Source organism: Paenibacillus sp. J2R1T-4 (assembly GCF_059692235.1).
In genome coordinates, this window is the sequence record NZ_JCAUBA010000010.1 from 36693 (window position 1) to 54823 (window position 18131).

Consider the following 18131-nt stretch of genomic DNA (forward strand, 5'->3'; position numbering starts at 1 on the left):
TCAATCAGACTCCTTTACTATTAATGGCTCAATATTATGTTTAAGCGCTAGAAGCGCGGCTCCATAAGCGGGTGAATGGGAAGCGGTATGAAACTTTATTTCCGCAAACGCCGCTCGTATCGCATTACGAAAAGTTTGATTAAATAATTCACTATGAGCGAATATAGAGCCTGTCATGACAAGATCACAAGACTTGAACCAATCGTTTTTACCAATGAGTGTAATCGCAGCATTCGCCATTTCACCAGCGGCTTGCTGTATAATAGTTAGAGCGGCTGAGTCATCTTGACCGCTTGCTCTTATTACGATCTCTGCGAATTTCGCAATGTCGCTCTTATGGATAGCGTCCCGATAAATAAAAGGTTTGAGCTCTGTAATCGAGGTAAAGCCATAGCTGTCTTCAATTAATGATGTCATGAGGGTCGGAGGAGCTATGCCGTCGTAGCTGCGCATGACTGCCTTTAGAGCTCGTACCCCAATATCGTACCCGCTGCCTTCATCTCCTAATAAATGCCCCCAGCCTCCAGTGCGATACTGCTCTGCAGTTGGAGTCAATCCATATATAATGGAGCCTGTTCCAGATATGGCGATGATTCCTTCTTCTCGCTGAAGGGTGGCCATGAGCGCGATCTGCGCATCGTTCAGCAACGAACATTGGAATCTTAGTCCGCGTTCCTGCTTATATTGCTCCAGATAGCGGTGAACGGTCGCTTGCTCTGCTTCGGTACTTACGCCGGACAAGCCAATTGCCATCGATTGCCACTCAGATGTACCCGGATTGAATCGAATAGCGTCAAGCAGATTACCGAGGTTCTGAAGAGCTTTAGGAAATGTTACGGCATGGGGATTGGTCGATTCGCCGGTTAGCCGGAGCACGATCCTGCAGTCGGCATCCATTACAACCGCTTCGGTCTTCGTACCGCCGCCATCGATTCCAACAAATAACTGCTTCATTTCATCACCTGTTCCTTGACATAGAGGTTCTAATATGAGTATAAGTGAATCTCAAAGTCTTGTAAAATAAAATTTACAAAAAATAAAAATATGTTGAAATAATATTTCAGTGGCGTTATAATAACTATGTGAAAGCGGTCCCACTCAGTTTTCATTTTTCAGCGGAATTGCTATCATGTTTTCATGCTGCGTGGTAATGAACGGTTGTTGAACGTAGTATTTCCTAAACTGCGAATAACTTATTGATTTTCCATGCAAACTGAAATCATACGTATTGAACCAATCTACTTATAGGGGGAAAACAGGAATGAAGATGAACAAATGGCTAGCGCTATTCATGGTCTTAGTGCTTGTCGCTGTTACTGCGGCTTGCGGCAAGAAAGAAGAAACACCACAAGCTGGCGGGGACACTACAAAAGTGGATACGACGCCTGATACTGTTAAAGTATGGACCTACCCGGTACATGGTACTTATGAGAATGACATTAAAGATTTGGTCGCTGATTTCAATAAGCAATACCCGCATATTAAGGTTGAGTATGAAGTTCTTTCCTGGGCTGAAGGTCCTAAGAAATTCGACGTTGCTCTGAATGCTGGAGATCCGCCTGATTTGTATTTCGGGGCGTTGAGCGGTGCTTATGTGAACACTGGATTAACGCTTCCGCTGGATACTCACTTGACTCCTCAAATTAAAGAAGATTTCCAACCAGGAACATTGGAAACGATGCAAATGGGCGGTAAGCAGTATGGATTGCCGATCTATCAATCCCTTTGGGGTTGGGGCGGTAACAAACGCATCCTGACTGAAGCTGGAATCGACTATAAGAAAATTCAAGAAAAAGGTTGGTCTTGGTCCGAATTCCTGGACGCTGCTAAGAAGCTTAACAAGAAGCTTCCAGACGGCAAGCAACAATATGCAATCGTAACAGATGGAACATCGACTGATTTCATCGATATGTTGAGCCGTGCGAACGGTTTGGTTGACGCTGTTGATGAGAAAGGTAACTTCGTTTGGAATGATGCCAAAATTCTTGACACCATGAAGTTCATCGACACTCTTCGCAAAGAAGGTTATATGCCAAAAGAAACAGCAGCGCTTGCTCCGGCAGCACGTTCAGAAATGTTCTATGCAGGAACAGCTGCTATTATCAGTAAAGCAATCCCTTACTACGATGTTATGATTGCTAACCGTAATAAAGATATCGACGCTGGTAAAGTAAAAGGCGAGAAGATTGAGTACGTTCAACTTCCAGTTCCTCACGGCGATTCCATTACTGGTTATGGTAAAACATCTGGAAACGGCGAAGGCTACATTATGTTCCGTCAAAAGAGCGATAAGGGCGCACAGCATGCTAAAAATTCATTCTTGGTAATGGAAGCATTAACAGGCGCTAAAGGCGGTAACTCCGCTAATGAGTTGGCATTGCCATTCGTTCGTAAGTCCCAAGCGAAATTGTTCGAAGGTAAAGGTCTTGCTAAGCCGGAGAACGTTGTAGCTGCAACAAATATGCGTAACAATGCATCACCGAACGTATCGCTTGCAATCGATCTTGATAAAGCAGCTAAGTTGAAGCAGTTCCGTGAGCAAGTAGTTAAACCGACTTTCCAAGCGCTTCTTGCTGGTGAGAAAACTCCTGAGCAAGCGGCTGAAGACTTCAAATCCAAAGGAACACAAATGCTAAAATAAACCCCCAATTCACCCCAAAAAGTGAAGTAGAGCTTTGTGGCAAATACCGATTACTTTTTGGGGACCCCGGGTTCTTAAGCAAAGCGTTGTAGATTATTCCTATTACTTTTCGGGGACCCCGGGTTTGCGGGTAACTCTTCGAAGAATTTGGATTAATACCCCCCACGCTTTGTGGTAATATAGCTATAAGTTTAATGGAAAATTGAGCCCTGACTGATCTCACATATAGGGGCTCTCTTTTTTCGAGAAGTGATCGTCTGTGGTATGCTAGCACATCAGTATTTGGTTTGAACGCTTAACGGTGCCGTCCCGCGTGGACGGCGAAAACCGTTTATGCCTGCGAGAATGGAGGAACCTTTGGTGGACAATCGTGTAACTGCATCCAAACCGGCCGCTTCTTCCTTTACCCGTTTCTGGAAAGAGTATGGCTCCGCATATTTGTTTATTTCGATTCCTGTATTATTATTTGTGGTATTTACGCTCTACCCTGTTATCTCTGCTTTTATTATGAGCTTTCAGAAGTATAACGTATTGAAATCCAAATGGATTGGCCTGGACAACTACGCCTATATGATCAATGACGATGTGTTCTGGAAATCTATCAAAAATACAGTCTTGTTTACGATCGGTACGGTTCCCGTTAACATCATCATCACATTTGTGTTAGCCTTTTTCATTTTTCAGATGAAAAATTCGTGGCAAACTTTTTTCAAAGCATCGCTTTATTTGCCTGCTGTTGCTTCGGGGGTAACCATATCGGTTGTTTGGTTAGCCATCTTCGATCCAACTCCTGCTGGCCTGATGAACAAGGTGATTGGTATCTTTGGAGTGGACGCTCAGGTATGGTTAGGATCATCGAGCACGGCGCTTTTCTCGCTGATGCTGATGAGTTACTTAGGCGCGCATGGAGCCGGGATTATCTTGTATTTGGCGGCAATGGGCGGTATCCCGAAGTCTTTGTATGAGGCGGCGGATATTGACCACGCCAGCGGTTGGGCCAAATTCAGCAAGATCACTTGGCCTCTGCTTAAACCGACCACATTGTATTTGGCTGTTACCGGAGTTATCACGTCCTTCCAAGTGTTTATTAGTGTTTACCTGATGACACAAGGCGGACCGAACTTCGCTACGACCACAATCGCATATTTGATCTATCAGACTGCATTCCAGTTCTCGGACTTCGGACTAGCATCTGCACAATCATTTATTTTGGCGGCCATGATTATTATTGTATCCGTCATCCAATTTAAGTTCTTCTCCTCCGATATCGAATATTAGGGTGGTGTGTACGTTGCAATCCAAATCCAAAATCTTTTTTATAGGTGTTGCCGTAGCGGTGCTGCTCCTCTGGGTACTGATCTCCATCGTTCCGCTCTATTGGATGATCATCGGTTCCTTTCAGGATTCCAAAGCTTCTGCTTCATTCCAACCGCAATGGTGGCCAGAGATATGGTCGCTCGAGCCGTATGAACGATTCTTCGGCAAAACAATGGCTTTGCGTTGGTTATTCAACTCCTTGCTTGTATCTTCCATCTTGACAGTGACTAACGTTTTCTTTGCTTCACTGGCTGGTTATGCTTTTGCTAAATTGAAATTTCCAGGACGCAACTCCATCTTCTGGGTGCTCCTTAGTACGATGATGATTCCTGCTCAAGTTACGCTAATTCCGCTATACGTATTGATGATTAATGTCTTTGATCTAGGAAATACCTATACGGCCATCTTGTTGCCGGGTATCGCTAGCGTGGGGAACATCTTCTTAATGAAGCAATATATGTCCTCCTTGCCAACCTCGTTGATTCACGCTGCGCGTATCGACGCCTGCAGCGAGTTCGGAATTTTCTGGAAAATTATTATGCCTTTGGCCAAGCCGGGTCTAGCCGTACTTGCGATCTTCACCTTTGTGGCCAACTGGAACGATTTCTTCTGGCCCCTGCTCGTTACGAGCAGTAACGACATGAGGACGATTCAGGTAGGATTAGCCAGTTTCCGCTTTGCCGAATCAACGGACTATGGAGCGATCATGGCTGGTGCTACGATTGGCGCCCTGCCGATGTTTATTCTGTTCTTTTCGCTGCAGAAGTACTTCCTGCAAGGGATCACCATTGGCGCTGTAAAAGGATAATACCAATTCCCAAATCCACAAAGTGACGAGAAACAAATGTTTAAGGAGGGTCTTAAATGGCAAGAGTCGAATTCAAAAACGTTGTCAAAGAGTATGTGGATCCTAAAAGAGGAAACTTTACTGCAGTGACAGGCTCTGACTTCGTTATTAACGATAAAGAATTTGTAGTATTCGTTGGACCTTCAGGCTGCGGGAAGTCCACATCCTTGCGTATGATGGCTGGCTTGGAGCAGCAGTCAAGCGGAGATATCATAATCGGCGACCGCATCGTCAACGATATGCATCCGAAGGATCGCGATATCGCGATGGTGTTCCAGGATTATGCTTTGTACCCGCATATGACGATCAAGGAAAACTTGTCCTTCGGGCTCAAGAACTTGAAACGTCCCAAAGAAGAGATTGAAGCCAAGGTGAATAATGCTGCCAATATTCTGGGGCTTCAGGATATGTTGGATCGCAAGCCTCGCGAGCTGTCCGGAGGTCAACGTCAGCGTGTTGCCGTAGGTCGTGCCATTGTACGTGATCCGCAAGTATTCTTATTCGATGAGCCGTTATCTAACCTGGATGCAAAGCTGCGTATCCAAATGCGTGTTGAGCTTGCAGAGCTGCATAAGCGGCTTGGCGCAACGATCATCTACGTAACGCATGACCAAGTGGAAGCTATGACTCTGGGTGAGCGGATCGTTGTAATGAACAAAGGGACCATCCAGCAAATTGCCTCTCCGACCGAACTATACAATCGACCTAATAATATGTTTGTCGCTGGATTCATTGGTTCACCTGCGATGAACTTTATCGATGCCAGGATCGAGGGCGGCAAGGTAGTTGTTGAAGGAGCTTCTTTCCAGCTTACGGCTGAAATGGCAGCAGGCTTGCAAGCCTATGAAGGAAAAGAAGTAGTGATGGGTATTCGTCCGGAGCACATTTATGGCGAGGATTTCGCACATACGGTTTCCAAGGAGCACACTTTGAGCGCACAGGTTCAAGTCATTGAGAACCTTGGGGCAGAGAACCTGATTTATTTCCGTATTGGCAACCGCATGGTGACGGCTCGTGTTAATCCAGAGACAGAAGCTCGCCTTGGTCAAATGAAGACGTTCGTAATCGATCGGAATCGGTTAGTGTTCTTTGATCCATCTACGGAAGATCGGATTTCTTATTAAAAGTAGCTTAACGTAAAGGCATGTCAATGAAGGCAGAGTTCACCGAGGAGGGAGCAGGACGATGAAAAAATTAAGTCAAATCGTTACGGGATCAGGGGTTCAGGTGTATCGGGAGATTGTGCCGATCGCTCTATTCAGCATCGTAAGCTCTCTAGTGCTGCTTCCGTTCGTGTTCTTCCTCCCGGTAGGACTTGCTGTAGTATTTGCTGTTCTGTTATATGTCCCTTTGTGCACGGGAGTCCTGCACGCTACCCATCGTATCCTGTCCGGAGACAAGGGCAAGGTTCGTACGATGTGGAAAGGCGCAGTAAAGTTTTTTCCAGCATCTCTTGTATTCGGCGCATTAATGGTGATCTTCATTATGATCCTGGTTTCATCGTGGTGGTATTACGGAGGTAAGGGCGGAACCTTGTATTTTGCGCTTGCTGTTTTCCAGACTTATTTTGTAGCTATGGCGATCGTTTCTCAGGTGTACACATTACCATTGGTTGTGCAGGAGGGTGTTGGCGTATTTACAGCAATCGGGCGCAGTGTGAAGCTGTTTCTGGCTAATCCTCTGTACACGATTGGAGCTTTCGTACAGATCATCTGCCTGGCTGTCATTCTGGGAATTACGGTTGTAGGTTTTGCGTTTTTGTATGTAGGGATGATCAGTGTGTACGTGAATATGTTGACGGCTAACCTGATTCGGAAGGAAGACGCAGATAACGGATCGGGTCGTGTGAAGGTGCAAGATAACTGGGAATCTGAGCTTTCTCAGGATAGAGGGAATGATCAGACCTTGGCTTCTTTGCGGTAAGAGTAGCTTAAACAAGCAATGGATTTGCCGGAATAGGGGGACACAGTTCCTTTATTTGGGCTACCCAAAAAAAAGGAGTGGTTATTCGTGATGAACCAGAATAGCTTGCTTGTGAGAACAGGTGCGGATCAACTGGCAGAATGGGCCAGTCAGCATCTCGCCGGAGCTAAAATCGGATTACTAACAAATCCTACCGGTATGAACAGTCAGTTCCGTTCCACGATTGAGATATGCGCTGAGATGACTTCCGTTCATCTGCAGGCTTTGTATGCTTGCGAACACGGTCTTCGCGGGGAAAGACAAGCCGGCGTATTATTCGAGGATGAACTGGACAGCCGTACAGGGATTCATGTATATAGCTTGTACGGGAAGAACAAGAAACCGACCGCCGCCATGCTGGAGCATGTTGATGCGGTCTTATTTGACATTCAGGACCTTGGAGTTCGGTTCTATACTTACATGACCACCATGCTCTATATGATGGAAGCTTGTGCAGAAGCAGGGAAGACCTTCGTTGTGCTGGATCGGCCTAATCCGACTGGCGGACTTATGTGTGAAGGCGGGCTGCTCGAGCCTGGATTCGAATCGATGGTTGGCGCCTTCAGGGTGCCGTTCCGAACAGGTCTTACGATTGGTGAATATGCACGATATGTGAATGATCGATTGGGACGTAAATGTGATTTGCGGGTAGTGCCTCTCAGTGGGTGGAGCCGTGAAATGGAATACCCGGAGACAGGATTACCATGGTTGATGCCGTCTCCGAATATGCCCACTATGGACACAGTGAGAGTCTACACAGGCAACTGTTTGTTCGAAGGGACGAATTTGTCTGAAGGCAGGGGCACAACGAAACCGTTTGAGCAAATCGGCGCACCCTGGATCGATGGGGAAGAGCTGAGTATCGAGATGAATCGTCTCGGGCTGCCTGGTGTACATTTTCATCCTGTCACATTTACTCCCATGTTCTCGAAACATCATGGGGTATTATGCAACGGGGTTCATACCTTCGTTACGGATAAAGCAGCCTATAAGTCATTAGAGAGCGGCTTGTATTTGCTGCATACGGTGATTCGTTTGTACAGAGACAAGTTCGAATGGATTCCTCCCTTCAAGGAAGGCCGGAAAAATTTCATCGATTACTTGACTGGCAGTGATCGGGTACGAACCACGATTAACGAGGAAGCAGGACTGCAGAACATCATCAAGGATTGGTCGCAAGATGTATTGAGGTGGGAGCAGGAGCGAGCGCCGTATTTATTATATTAGACCTAGACATAGAGAACGGAGGAGGAGAGAGAAGTGGCACAGGGCAGCAATGTTGTAAATGACTCCACGAACCATATGGAATTAGTCGATCTGTCCAAATGGACGATTCGCCAGAAAATAGGGCAAATGCTTCAATGCGGCTTCGACGGGTTGGAGCCGAATGAAGATATTGTGAAGCTGATCAAGGAGCATGCGATTGGCGGAGTGATCTTGTTCGCCAGGAATGTTCGCGATAACCGGCAGGTTGCCGAAATGAATGCTTCCTTGCAGCGTGCTGCGCTCGAAGCCGGCGTGGAACCGCTCTGGATTTCAATCGATCAGGAAGGCGGGATGGTCGCTCGGTTGACCGAAGGCGTTGCCTTAATGCCAGGTAATATGGCCATTGCAGCTGGCGGATCTGCGGAAGCGGCTTACCAGGCAGCTAACATAACAGGCCAGGAGCTTCACGCATTAGGGATCAATTTGAATTTTGCTCCTGATCTCGATGTGAACAACAATCCAAACAATCCTGTAATTGGCGTGCGTTCGTTTGGAGAGTCTTCCTCTCGGGTAGGAGACTTCGGAGTAGAAGCGATACGCGGTCTGCAGGATGCGCAAGTAGTGGCGACAGCGAAGCATTTTCCTGGTCACGGAGATACGGATGTCGATTCTCATCTTGATCTTCCGACGATCAGCCATCCGCGTGAGCGCATCTATGAGGTGGAGCTTCCGCCCTTCCGCAGAGCGATTGAAGCCGACGTGGATGCTATTATGTCTTCTCATATTTATTTCCCCGCATTCGAACCGGATAAGCTGCCTGCAACGCTTTCCCGCCGCGTCTTGACTGGATTGCTGCGTGAAGAGCTTGCCTATGAGGGCGTCATCATGACCGATTGCATGGAGATGAACGCCATTGCCGTTCATTATGGGACTGTCGAGGCGACCGTTATGGCGATCGAGGCAGGGGCTGACACGGTGCTGCTCAGCCATCGGCATGACCTGCAGTATGCGGCGATCGAAGCGCTAGTGGAGGCGGTAGCGAGCGGACGCTTGACTGAGGCGCGGCTCGACGCTTCGGTGCGCAGGCTGCTGGCGCTGAAGCAGAAGCGCGGCGTGACGGCAGCGGCCATCGCCGCTAGCACGGCTGCTCCAGCGGCGAGCGAGGCGTTCGCGAGCGTTGGCGGCAGCGAGCACGCTGCGGCGGCGCAAGCGCTGAGCGAGGCCAGCGTCACGCGCGTCCGCGCGGAGGCGGGCCTGCTGCCGCTGGCGCCTGGCGTGCCGACGCTTGCGCTCGGCGTGCAGCCCGCGGCGGTGTCGCAGGTCGACGAGGCATACGCCGCGCCGACCACGCTTGGAGGCGCGCTGCGGGCGCTTGGCGCCGCCGTAGACGAGCGCGTCGTCGCGCTGGCTGCGCTCGCCGAGCGAGTGGATGAGCTCGTGAAGCTCGCCGCAGGCTATGAGCAGATCGTAGTCGCTACGTATAACGCAGCGTTCCAACCGGCGCAAGGTGAATTGGTGCGCCGCATCATGGAGCTCGGCAAGCGTCCGATTGTTGTTGCTCTGCGCAATCCATATGATTTGTTGCAATTCCCGGAAGTGCCGGCTTATATTGCCGTTTATGAATCAAGACCGCTCGCGCTGCAATCGGCTGCGAAACATTTATTAGGACATATACCAGCTCCCGGTAAGTTACCCGTTTCCATTGGGAATTTATATGCGGCTGGACATGGAGGCGAACAATAATGTTGGCAGAGCTGCTTAACAAACCTAGCCGACTTGTCGTCGGTCTAATGTCAGGAACTTCACTGGACGGTGTGGATGCGGCTATAGTCCGCATCGAAGGGAGCGGGCTCGGTTCTAAGGTCGAGCTGGTTCACTTCACCTCAACATCGTACGACGATACATTGCGTGAGAAGATCAAGGAGCTATGCAGTGTCGAGCATTCCGATGTTGCACAAGTATGCGGAATGAACTTTCGAATGGCTTATGTGCTGGCTGACGCGGTTAAGAAAGCCGTCTCAGAAGCCGGTTTAAGCATGAATGATATCGATCTCGTCAGCTCCCACGGTCAAACCATCTGGCATATTCCGGAGGATGATCCAACTGATCCGACACTGATTCGGTCTACTTTGCAGATTGGGGATATTTCTGTAATCGCCAAGGAGACGGGCAAGCCGGTCGTCGGCGATTACCGGACGGCTGATATGGCCGTTGGCGGACAAGGGGCGCCTCTTGTTCCGTATGGCGATTTCATCTTGTTCCGTCATGAGACGCAGGGGCGCATCGCCCAGAATATCGGCGGGATCGGCAATTGCGCAGCCATACCGGCCAACGGGCAGCCGGAGCAGGTAGTAGCCTTCGATACAGGTCCCGGCAACATGCTGATCGACCAGGCGGTGTACACTTTGTCTGGCGGCAAGCACAGCTACGATGCCGGAGGCGAGTGGGCTGCTCGCGGCACGGCAGATGCAAGCTTCGTCGAACAGATGATGAGCCACCCGTACTTCGCTCGCAAGCCAGCGAAGTCGACCGGCCGGGAGCTGTTCGGCAAGGCCTATGCGCTCGACTATATCCAGCGCATGCAGCAGCAGGGCTTAAGCGACGCAGATATCGTCGCTACGTTCACCGCCTTCACCGCCCACTCGATCGCACAGAGCTACCGCGACTTCGTGCTGCCGCTCATGCAGATCGAGGAGGTGTTCGTCTCCGGCGGCGGCGCCCACAACCTGACGCTGCTGCGGATGATCGCCGAGCTGCTGCCTGAGCAGCGGATCAGCACCTCGGATTCGCTTGGCATCTCCGGGGACGCAAAGGAAGCAGTCGCCTTCGCCATCTTTGCGAATAATCTTATCCATGGCATCCCGAACAACCTGCCGTCCGCAACAGGTGCTAGACAACATACGATTATGGGTAAGCTTGCTTTTCCGGAATGACCACCATCATGACTTAAAAGGAGTTGACCTGTCCCATGATTACGTATCGCACATATCAATCGGGTGACGAGCTGCAGCTAGTTGAGCTGTGGAATCGCTGTTTGAAGAAGGATCCCATAACCCAGATGCGCTTCCGCAATCTCGTGCTGCTTGACGCTAATTTCGATCCGAAAGGGCTGCAAGTGGCTCTAGATCTTGGGAAAAGAATTATTGGTTGTGTTTATGCGGTTCGCCGTCTGCTGCCTATGCATGGGACCGAGCTCGAGCCGGATAACGGTTGGATCCCGTTCTTCTTTGTAGCACCAGAAGAGCGTCGTAAAGGTATTGCGACTCAATTGATGAACAATGCAACCTCTTTTCTCCGTGAACAGGGGCGCACTAACATTTTCTTCTCTTCTTACGCGCCGAACTATATTGTACCGGGTATCGACGAGAAGAACTATCCAACTGGTTATGCACTCTTGCTCAGTCTTGGGTTCAAGCGGTTGTATTCCCCTATCGCGATGGATTACTCGCTTGTCGATTATGAGGCACCTGAAGATATAGCGGAATTGAAACGGCAACGGCGAAGTGAAGGCTACACCTTCCGTTCAGCTCAGGACAGTGACTTGTATGAGGTTATCCAGTTTGCAACCAATGTGTTCAACCCGGACTGGGGAAGAGCGATTAGAGAGGGAGTTCTGCAGGGGCTGCCGCTATCAAGCATTTTGGTAGCTCGTGAGAATGGCAAGCTGGTTGGATTTTGCCTGCATGGCGGGTATGAAGGAGTGAAGGAAAGGTTCGGGCCGTTCGGTGTCGATCCAGGACAGCAAGGGAAGGGCCTCGGCAAAATATTGCTGCACGATTGCCTTACCTCGATGCGGGCACAAGGATTGCATGGAGCCTGGTTCCTGTGGACTGGAGAAACTACACCTGCCGGTTATTTGTATAAAAAAGCCGGCTTCTCGATCTCCCGCAGCTTTCATGTTATGAAACTTATCGAAGCGTAATCTACTAATCGTTCAAGGAGATGACCGACTATCATGAGCACAGAGCAGACCAAATCACACATCTTGGCTATTGGAGCGCATGCCGGCGATATGGAGCTTTGCGCAGGCGCAACTATGGCGAAGTACGTTCAGGAAGGGCATAAGGTAACCTTGTTGCACTTAACCCCCGGTGAGAAAGGTCATCAAAAGCTGACTCCTGAAGAGTATGCGAAGCAGAAAATTGAGGAAGCACATAAGTTCGCTGACATTATTGGCGCTGATGTGAAGTTTTTCGACTATAAAGATGCTGAGCTGCCTGTCAATGATGAGATCAAGTATCAGGTCGCTGATGTCATACGCGAAGTTAAGCCGGATATCTTGATCACCCATTGGAAGAACAGCATGCATAAGGATCATTCCAACACACACTACATCGTGCAGGACGCACAATTCTATGCAGCACTTAAAAATATTGAGCGCCCGCTGCCTAATCATTTTGCACGTAAAATGTACTTCACCGACAACTGGGAGGATGCGGACGATTTCGAGCCGCAGGTATCCATCGACATTCCGGATGAAGCATATGAAACATGGTTAAAAGCGCTTAGCCAGTATGCTTTTGCCCGCGGCGAGACAGGCTGGCCGTATATTGAGTACTACAGTGCGCTCAAGATCGTTCGAGGCGCACCCGTTCGTATGAAACGGGCAGAAGCCTTCGGTGTGCCGCGCGGCTCGTTGAACAAGCGTTTGCAGATGTTTGAATAGTTTGGGATTGACCGTTGTTACCAAAGGCTGATAACTAACAAGCTGCTGGATTACACTCGTTGGTGAGCGTAATCCAGCAGCTTATTGGTCGTCACGATTAAGCCCGCTTAGCCACTGTTGTACGGCGTTGCAGGCGACCTAGCGCGAAATCTGCCAGCAAAGCAAGCAGAGCGGCTGGGACGGCCCCCGCATAGAGCCGCGCGGAGTTGTCCATGTTGATGCCGGAATAGATTTCACGGCCAAGCCCGTCACCGCCTACGAGGGGTGCTATAGTCGCTACCCCTATAGCAATCACGGCTGCGATGCGGATCCCAGTCAGAATAAAAGGGAGGGCGAGCGGCAATTGAACATTCATCATAACCTGGAGCGGGCTCATGCCGATCCCTCGACCGGCCTCTATAAGGGTAGGACTTACTTGAGTAAGCCCTACATAAGTGTTGCGGATAATCGGCAATAGGGAATAGAGGAACAGCCCGATCACAACCGTCGTGAACCCGAGTCCGAATACAATCATAAGCATTACAAGCAGCGCCAGGCTGGGAAACACCTGAATAATATTCGCTAAAGTAAGAATCACACTAGCCATCCTTTTATTCCGCGAAGCGATTACGCCAAGAGGAATGCCTGCAGCCAAGGCCAGAATAAGCCCAAGCACCACCATAAGGATATGCTGATAGGCCAAGACGAGTAAGTCCGGCCAATTCTCTCTGACGTAACGAACAAAAAACTCCACTCAAGCAGCCCCTTCCCTATTTCAGTAACCCTACTTGTTTCAAGTATTGCTCCGCCACTTTTTTCTCATTCCGCTTCTGCACATCTACTTCGTAATTCAGATTAATTATCGTCTGCGCATCGATTTTGCCGATCAGCAGATGGATAATTTCGTTCAGCTCAGGGTGCTTCTCTAACACATCTTTCCGAATGACCGGGGAAGCATCGTATGGCGGGAAAAACTGCTTGTCATCAACCAATGTTTTGAGATCATATTCCTTGAGCCTGGCGTCTGTGGAATAGGCCAGCACAACGTCCATTTTGTTATTTGCAACAGCGCTGTAGACTAAGGCAACTTCCATCGGATATGTTTTGCCGAACGTAATTCCATACACTTGCTTAAAAGCCGGGTAACCGTCATTCGCTCTTTCCAACCAAGTCGTATCAACGCCTAGTCTCATGGAAGGAGCTTCTTCTCTCATATCCGATATTTTCTCTAACTGGTGCTGAGCAGCCAAGTCCTTGCGGACCGTGAATGCATAGGTGTTCTCGAATCCGTAAGGATCGAACCATTTCAGACCGTAATATTGGTCGAATCCTTTTTGAGCCTGCTCCAACACCTTTCGACGATCATTCGTTTGTTCCAGAGGAAAGTAATTATCGAAGATCATCCCTGAATACAGGGTCGCCATCTGAGTATCATTCTTCGTCATGGCATCCAAGACTACCGTGCTTGAAGCCAGATCGGGGAGAATATCGACCTTCAGATCGGTACGGTCTTCAATAAGCTGCTTATACATTTGGGCAATAATCTTCGGCTCGGAGAAGGTCTGGGTTCCGATTCGAATCGTATTGCGGTTACCGCATCCGGTTATTACGCCAAGAAGGATAATCATGCATAGCAGAATAAACATCCGTCGCCATCGTGAGGTTTGCATCATTATGGTCTCAAACTCCTTCTATTGTGCCCTTGCTTATATATTTGAGGCGGGCGTGGTTCTGGTTTTGGCCGTAACCCATTTCTCAGCAAGCCCGAGCAGGTAATCAGCCGCAAGAGCCAACAGAACGGCTAATAGAGCGCCTGTGATAATAAGCTCATTCTTGTTTACCCCGAGGCCTGAAAAAATCAATTGTCCGAGACCGCCTGCTCCGATTAAGGTTGCTAACGTTGCCCAACTGATAATATAAACGGTCGTGACCCGAAAGCCTGACATGATATAAGGAAAAGCAAGCGGGAGCTGAATGAGGAGGAGCCTTTGCACGGGACTATACCCCATCCCGCGAGCAGCCTCAAGCACATTGGGGTCTACAGTCTGGAAGCCGGCATATGTGTTGCGCATAATAGGCATCAGCGAATACAAGAAAAGCGCGAATATAGCAGGCGTGCGGCCAATCCCCAGAATGGGAATCAGGATAGCCAGCAGAGCGAGACTCGGTACCGTCTGCAACACGTTCGCGATCCCGAAGACTATGCCGTTCAACCAGCTTATACGATTGCCTGCGAGCACAATTCCAATCGGTATCGCGACGAGAGCTCCGAGCAGAACAGAAGTCAAGGAGATCACGATATGATCCGATAATGCTGTGAGGATGTCACCCATTCGGCTTTGAACAAAAGAGAAATAATGACTCAGCCCGTTATTCATACGTCCCGCCCTTATGTGAGGACGATGCCATGTCTTCTTCTTTTTCCGACGGCTCTCCCGAATCTTCAATGGTGGTTATGCTATCTTCTGTCTGCTGTTCAGCCAGCGCTGTCAGCTCATCCACGCTCATCTCATCCGGATTGTATACTTCAGCCAGATGACGGACCACGCTGCCTTTGGTTATAAGCCCAACGAACTGACCTTCTCTTGTGACCGGAACGTATGGCAGACCGTGTTCCGTTAAGAGTGCTAAGGCAAGGGCCAGGGATGTACCAGACTCGACCGTATGGGGAAAGGGCACCATCACATCGCCCAACTTGATAAACTCATCCTTGTAGTGCTTTAACACTTGATAAATAGTAGCATGCCCAAGCAATTCTTTTTGTTTGCTAACAATGATCAAGGAATCGACGCGATGTTTTTCCATAATCTTGACTGCTTCTGCCATTCCGCGTCCGGGAGAGGCTGTTACAGGAGTGCCCACCATCACATCATCAACTGTAAGATCAGGAGAGAGTGTTTCGGTTTGCAATCGTTTCGCCCCTATGAAATCCTTGACGAAGTCATTGGCAGGATGTCTGAGGATATGCTCGGGACTTCCATGCTGCACCACTTCACCGGCTTTCATCAGAACAATGGTATCGGCGATTTTTATCGCTTCATCCATGTCGTGCGTAACAAAGATCACTGTCTTCTTGAGCTCCTGCTGCAGCCGGGCTAATTCATCCTGAAGCTGTTCTCGGCTAATGGGGTCGAGAGCGCTGAAGGGTTCATCCATCAGAATAATATCCGGCTCGGCAGAAAGTGCCCGTATTACTCCGATACGTTGCTGCTGACCGCCGCTTAACTCAGAAGGATACCGATTCCGATATGTTTCCGGATCCAGATTGACCATTCTGAGCAGCTCGTCTACTCTTTGATCAATCTTATCCTTGTCCCATTTCAACAATTGCAGCACTACGGCAACATTCTTGGCTATATTCATATGAGGGAACAAGCCCACATTCTGGATTACATAGCCAATGCTTCTCCTGAGCTTAATGGGATCGATCTGCGAGATGTCCTTTTCCCTGATGTAGACTTTGCCTTTAGTAGGATTGTTCAAGCGATTGATATGTTTCATCAAGGTGGACTTTCCGCACCCGCTCGGGCCAATCAAGACCGTTAATTCGCCTTCCTTGAATGTTATGTTAATGGATTTCAGCGCTTCGAAACCATCATCGTAAGTTTTGCTTATATTTTCGAATCGTATCATGTGGTTACCTGCCGTCTTTTTGGTATAGGTGCTTTTTTTCTGAATCAGGGTCTTTCATTCTTCAATCGTTTGGTCCAAAATCCGCCGCGGAATGTTCTCGGTTCGTACGAAATGACAAAAGCCTTGGGAGCATGCTCCTGGATGAAGCGCATCAGATGTTTTTCCAGGCTGCGCTTAGCCAGAACCTCCATCACCACCCGCGATCCGTCCCGGCCTTCAGCAGACCAACTCGTCACCCCGAAGCCTTTGTCCCTTAACAGGAGGGGTAATGAGCTGGAGCTGGAATCGACTACAATCTGCATCGTGACGTAACCAAGGGCAAGCCATTCTTCAATCTTGATCCCGAGCCATACACCGCTCCCCCAACCGATGCAATAAGCGGCTAGATTCAAGGGCTTGTCGATATTATTCAGTACAATCGTCAGGCTCATCAGATAGACAAATACTTCAATCATGCTGATGAATGAAGCAAGCACTCTTCTGGTTTTCATGACGAGAATGATACGAATGGTGAACAAGGATACATAGACGATATTCATAATGAAGATAAATGCCAAGCTCTGCAGTCCGCTCATGGTTGTTAGGCTCCCGCTTGATGTGTGAAATCGACTCATGACCTCAATGGCCTAAGTTAGTCTTGAAAAAGCATCCATTTCCCTTATAATTTGGTTAATAGCAATCGGTTATTCATGATGAGGAGTCTAATGTTCAGATTTTAGCGTAAGCAGCTGCGGAATATGCTCAGATGGAGGGCTGATATGACTCATGAAAGCTTGAATGTTGAAGAATTAACACGTAACCAACCATTTTGCGCAGGGGTTGTGTAAATCCGGAACGGGAAAATACTGGTTACTTTGAATAATGATTTAGATGGGGATCAAAAGCATGCGTTGGACAAATGGGATTTGCTGCTGGAGAAGCCTGCTCTTGCCTCTTTGCTCGAACATGAATTCGACTTATATGAACAAGGAGTGTTGAATCGCGATACAAGAGTCGTGGTCCCTGAGAATGAGTCTTTTATTACGGTCGTCAAGCTGATGAAACAAGTCTAATCACTACAGCTTCACAAAGAACATTAGGGATATTCAGGGAGCGACAAATGAGGAATAAAAAAAGTTCCTGAGGCTAACCTTAAACTCGATTTGACAATCGAGGAGGTTGGAATAATGTTAAAAATTATCGTATTAGCAGCGCTAGTACTGGTAACAGGTTGTACGGCCAAAGATAACATGAGACAAAAACAAGTGACTCCTGAACAAACACGCATTGAAACTCATGCTCTTACTACTACACCGGCACCTACAGTAACACAGGCATCATCAATTGCTATGCCGGGAGTGGGACAATCATCTGTAAAGATGAACCAAGCCCCCATCGCAGCTCCAAATTTGGATTGGTTAAATCCCGTGAAGGGACCGAATCAAAAGCCAACGGAACAGGTACCTGCAAAAGAAACAACGGATCAGACAACAAAAACATCCCAATTCGAACAGCAAGTATTGGATTTGGTTAATCAAGAAAGATCCAAAGCGGGATTGCAATCCCTTAGCATGAATAGCGAATTATCGAAGGTGGCAATGGTCAAAGCACAGGATATGTACAACAACAATTATTTTGATCATAATTCTCCGACATACGGATCTCCATTCGATATGATGAAGAAATTCGGGATCGTATCCACCTCAGCAGGAGAAAATATCGCAAAAGGCCAAACCAGCCCGACGCAAGTTATGAACGATTGGATGAACAGTCCAGGGCATAAAGCCAATATTCTGAATAATAGTTTTACCCAAATTGGAATAGCGTATTATAACGGAGAATGGGTTCAAGAATTTATAGGTTAACCGAATGGGACACCCTCGGCTATGAATAACAAATAA

General features: G+C 48.5%; 18 protein-coding genes. 12 read left to right on the plus strand and 6 right to left on the minus strand.

Going from position 1 to position 18131, the window contains the following annotated elements:
* Positions 1-954: an N-acetylglucosamine kinase gene (locus AC58QD_RS17480; protein WP_497335516.1), complete on the minus strand. Its 954-nt coding sequence runs from the start codon at positions 952-954 to the stop codon at positions 1-3.
* A gap of 307 nt (positions 955-1261) precedes the next feature.
* On the opposite strand from AC58QD_RS17480, the gene AC58QD_RS17485 reads away from it, so the two are divergent.
* From AC58QD_RS17485 to AC58QD_RS17530, 10 genes are all read left to right on the plus strand, one after another.
* Entirely contained in the window at positions 1262-2641 is a 1380-nt protein-coding gene (locus tag AC58QD_RS17485) for an ABC transporter substrate-binding protein (RefSeq protein ID WP_497335518.1), read from the plus strand.
* Positions 2642-3001: 360 nt separating this feature from the next.
* Entirely contained in the window at positions 3002-3919 is a 918-nt protein-coding gene (locus tag AC58QD_RS17490; RefSeq protein ID WP_497335520.1) for a carbohydrate ABC transporter permease, read from the plus strand.
* A gap of 13 nt (positions 3920-3932) precedes the next feature.
* On the plus strand, positions 3933-4766 hold the full coding sequence (locus AC58QD_RS17495) for a carbohydrate ABC transporter permease (RefSeq protein ID WP_497335522.1): 834 nt from the start codon (positions 3933-3935) through the stop codon (positions 4764-4766).
* A 56-nt stretch (positions 4767-4822) separates the two neighbouring features.
* Entirely contained in the window at positions 4823-5929 is a 1107-nt protein-coding gene (locus tag AC58QD_RS17500) for an ABC transporter ATP-binding protein (RefSeq protein ID WP_497335524.1), read from the plus strand.
* A 61-nt stretch (positions 5930-5990) separates the two neighbouring features.
* On the plus strand, positions 5991-6728 hold the full coding sequence (locus AC58QD_RS17505) for a DUF2189 domain-containing protein (RefSeq protein ID WP_497335526.1): 738 nt from the start codon (positions 5991-5993) through the stop codon (positions 6726-6728).
* Positions 6729-6818: 90 nt separating this feature from the next.
* A complete protein-coding gene (locus AC58QD_RS17510; RefSeq protein ID WP_497335880.1) occupies positions 6819-7994 on the plus strand; it encodes an exo-beta-N-acetylmuramidase NamZ family protein in 1176 nt (391 codons plus the stop codon).
* Positions 7995-8027: 33 nt separating this feature from the next.
* Complete coding sequence (gene nagZ / locus AC58QD_RS17515; protein WP_497335528.1) at positions 8028-9716, plus strand: beta-N-acetylhexosaminidase; 1689 nt, start codon at positions 8028-8030, stop codon at positions 9714-9716.
* Positions 9716-10906, plus strand: coding sequence for an anhydro-N-acetylmuramic acid kinase (locus AC58QD_RS17520; RefSeq protein WP_497335530.1), 1191 nt, complete (start codon positions 9716-9718; stop codon positions 10904-10906). Before nagZ ends, AC58QD_RS17520 begins: the two co-directional genes overlap by 1 nt.
* A gap of 35 nt (positions 10907-10941) precedes the next feature.
* Positions 10942-11895 (plus strand): GNAT family N-acetyltransferase, encoded by a 954-nt coding sequence (locus tag AC58QD_RS17525; protein ID WP_497335532.1) that lies wholly within the window; start codon positions 10942-10944, stop codon positions 11893-11895.
* A 33-nt stretch (positions 11896-11928) separates the two neighbouring features.
* Positions 11929-12639, plus strand: a complete 711-nt coding sequence (locus AC58QD_RS17530) for a PIG-L deacetylase family protein (RefSeq protein ID WP_497335534.1) — start codon at positions 11929-11931, stop codon at positions 12637-12639.
* 97 nt (positions 12640-12736) lie between these two features.
* Here the strand turns inward: AC58QD_RS17530 and AC58QD_RS17535 are convergent, their stop codons facing one another.
* Genes AC58QD_RS17535 through AC58QD_RS17555 form a run of 5 tightly spaced genes read right to left on the minus strand, consistent with a single transcriptional unit; the run spans position 12737 to position 16826 of the window.
* Positions 12737-13372 carry an ABC transporter permease gene (locus AC58QD_RS17535; protein WP_497335536.1) on the minus strand — a complete coding sequence of 212 codons (636 nt, stop codon included), beginning with the start codon at positions 13370-13372 and terminating at the stop codon, positions 12737-12739.
* A gap of 16 nt (positions 13373-13388) precedes the next feature.
* Positions 13389-14288, minus strand: coding sequence for a glycine betaine ABC transporter substrate-binding protein (locus tag AC58QD_RS17540; RefSeq protein ID WP_497335882.1), 900 nt, complete (start codon positions 14286-14288; stop codon positions 13389-13391).
* 36 nt (positions 14289-14324) lie between these two features.
* Positions 14325-14996, minus strand: a complete 672-nt coding sequence (locus AC58QD_RS17545) for an ABC transporter permease (RefSeq protein ID WP_497335538.1) — start codon at positions 14994-14996, stop codon at positions 14325-14327.
* The gene (locus AC58QD_RS17550) at positions 14989-16251 is read right to left on the minus strand and encodes an ABC transporter ATP-binding protein (RefSeq protein ID WP_497335540.1); all 1263 of its coding nucleotides are present in this window, start codon (positions 16249-16251) and stop codon (positions 14989-14991) included. The genes AC58QD_RS17545 and AC58QD_RS17550 overlap by 8 nt, the downstream gene beginning before the upstream one ends.
* A 44-nt stretch (positions 16252-16295) precedes the next feature.
* Positions 16296-16826 carry a DUF2179 domain-containing protein gene (locus AC58QD_RS17555; protein WP_497335542.1) on the minus strand — a complete coding sequence of 177 codons (531 nt, stop codon included), beginning with the start codon at positions 16824-16826 and terminating at the stop codon, positions 16296-16298.
* A 279-nt stretch (positions 16827-17105) separates the two neighbouring features.
* On the opposite strand from AC58QD_RS17555, the gene AC58QD_RS17560 reads away from it, so the two are divergent.
* Positions 17106-17303 carry a hypothetical protein gene (locus AC58QD_RS17560; protein ID WP_497335544.1) on the plus strand — a complete coding sequence of 66 codons (198 nt, stop codon included), beginning with the start codon at positions 17106-17108 and terminating at the stop codon, positions 17301-17303.
* A gap of 114 nt (positions 17304-17417) precedes the next feature.
* A complete protein-coding gene (locus AC58QD_RS17565) occupies positions 17418-18095 on the plus strand; it encodes a CAP domain-containing protein (protein ID WP_497335546.1) in 678 nt (225 codons plus the stop codon).
* Positions 18096-18131 lie beyond the last annotated feature (36 nt).

Coding starts and splice junctions, on each gene's coding strand:
- AC58QD_RS17480 (WP_497335516.1), bottom strand. CDS start 954: ATGAAGCAGTTATTTGTTGGAATCGATGGCGGCGGTACGAAGACCGAA.
- AC58QD_RS17485 (WP_497335518.1), top strand. CDS start 1,262: ATGAAGATGAACAAATGGCTAGCGCTATTCATGGTCTTAGTGCTTGTC.
- AC58QD_RS17500 (WP_497335524.1), top strand. CDS start 4,823: ATGGCAAGAGTCGAATTCAAAAACGTTGTCAAAGAGTATGTGGATCCT.
- AC58QD_RS17505 (WP_497335526.1), top strand. CDS start 5,991: ATGAAAAAATTAAGTCAAATCGTTACGGGATCAGGGGTTCAGGTGTAT.
- AC58QD_RS17510 (WP_497335880.1), top strand. CDS start 6,819: ATGAACCAGAATAGCTTGCTTGTGAGAACAGGTGCGGATCAACTGGCA.
- AC58QD_RS17520 (WP_497335530.1), top strand. CDS start 9,716: ATGTTGGCAGAGCTGCTTAACAAACCTAGCCGACTTGTCGTCGGTCTA.
- AC58QD_RS17525 (WP_497335532.1), top strand. CDS start 10,942: ATGATTACGTATCGCACATATCAATCGGGTGACGAGCTGCAGCTAGTT.
- AC58QD_RS17530 (WP_497335534.1), top strand. CDS start 11,929: ATGAGCACAGAGCAGACCAAATCACACATCTTGGCTATTGGAGCGCAT.
- AC58QD_RS17540 (WP_497335882.1), bottom strand. CDS start 14,288: ATGCAAACCTCACGATGGCGACGGATGTTTATTCTGCTATGCATGATT.
- AC58QD_RS17545 (WP_497335538.1), bottom strand. CDS start 14,996: ATGAATAACGGGCTGAGTCATTATTTCTCTTTTGTTCAAAGCCGAATG.
- AC58QD_RS17550 (WP_497335540.1), bottom strand. CDS start 16,251: ATGATACGATTCGAAAATATAAGCAAAACTTACGATGATGGTTTCGAA.
- AC58QD_RS17555 (WP_497335542.1), bottom strand. CDS start 16,826: ATGAGCGGACTGCAGAGCTTGGCATTTATCTTCATTATGAATATCGTC.
- AC58QD_RS17565 (WP_497335546.1), top strand. CDS start 17,418: ATGTTAAAAATTATCGTATTAGCAGCGCTAGTACTGGTAACAGGTTGT.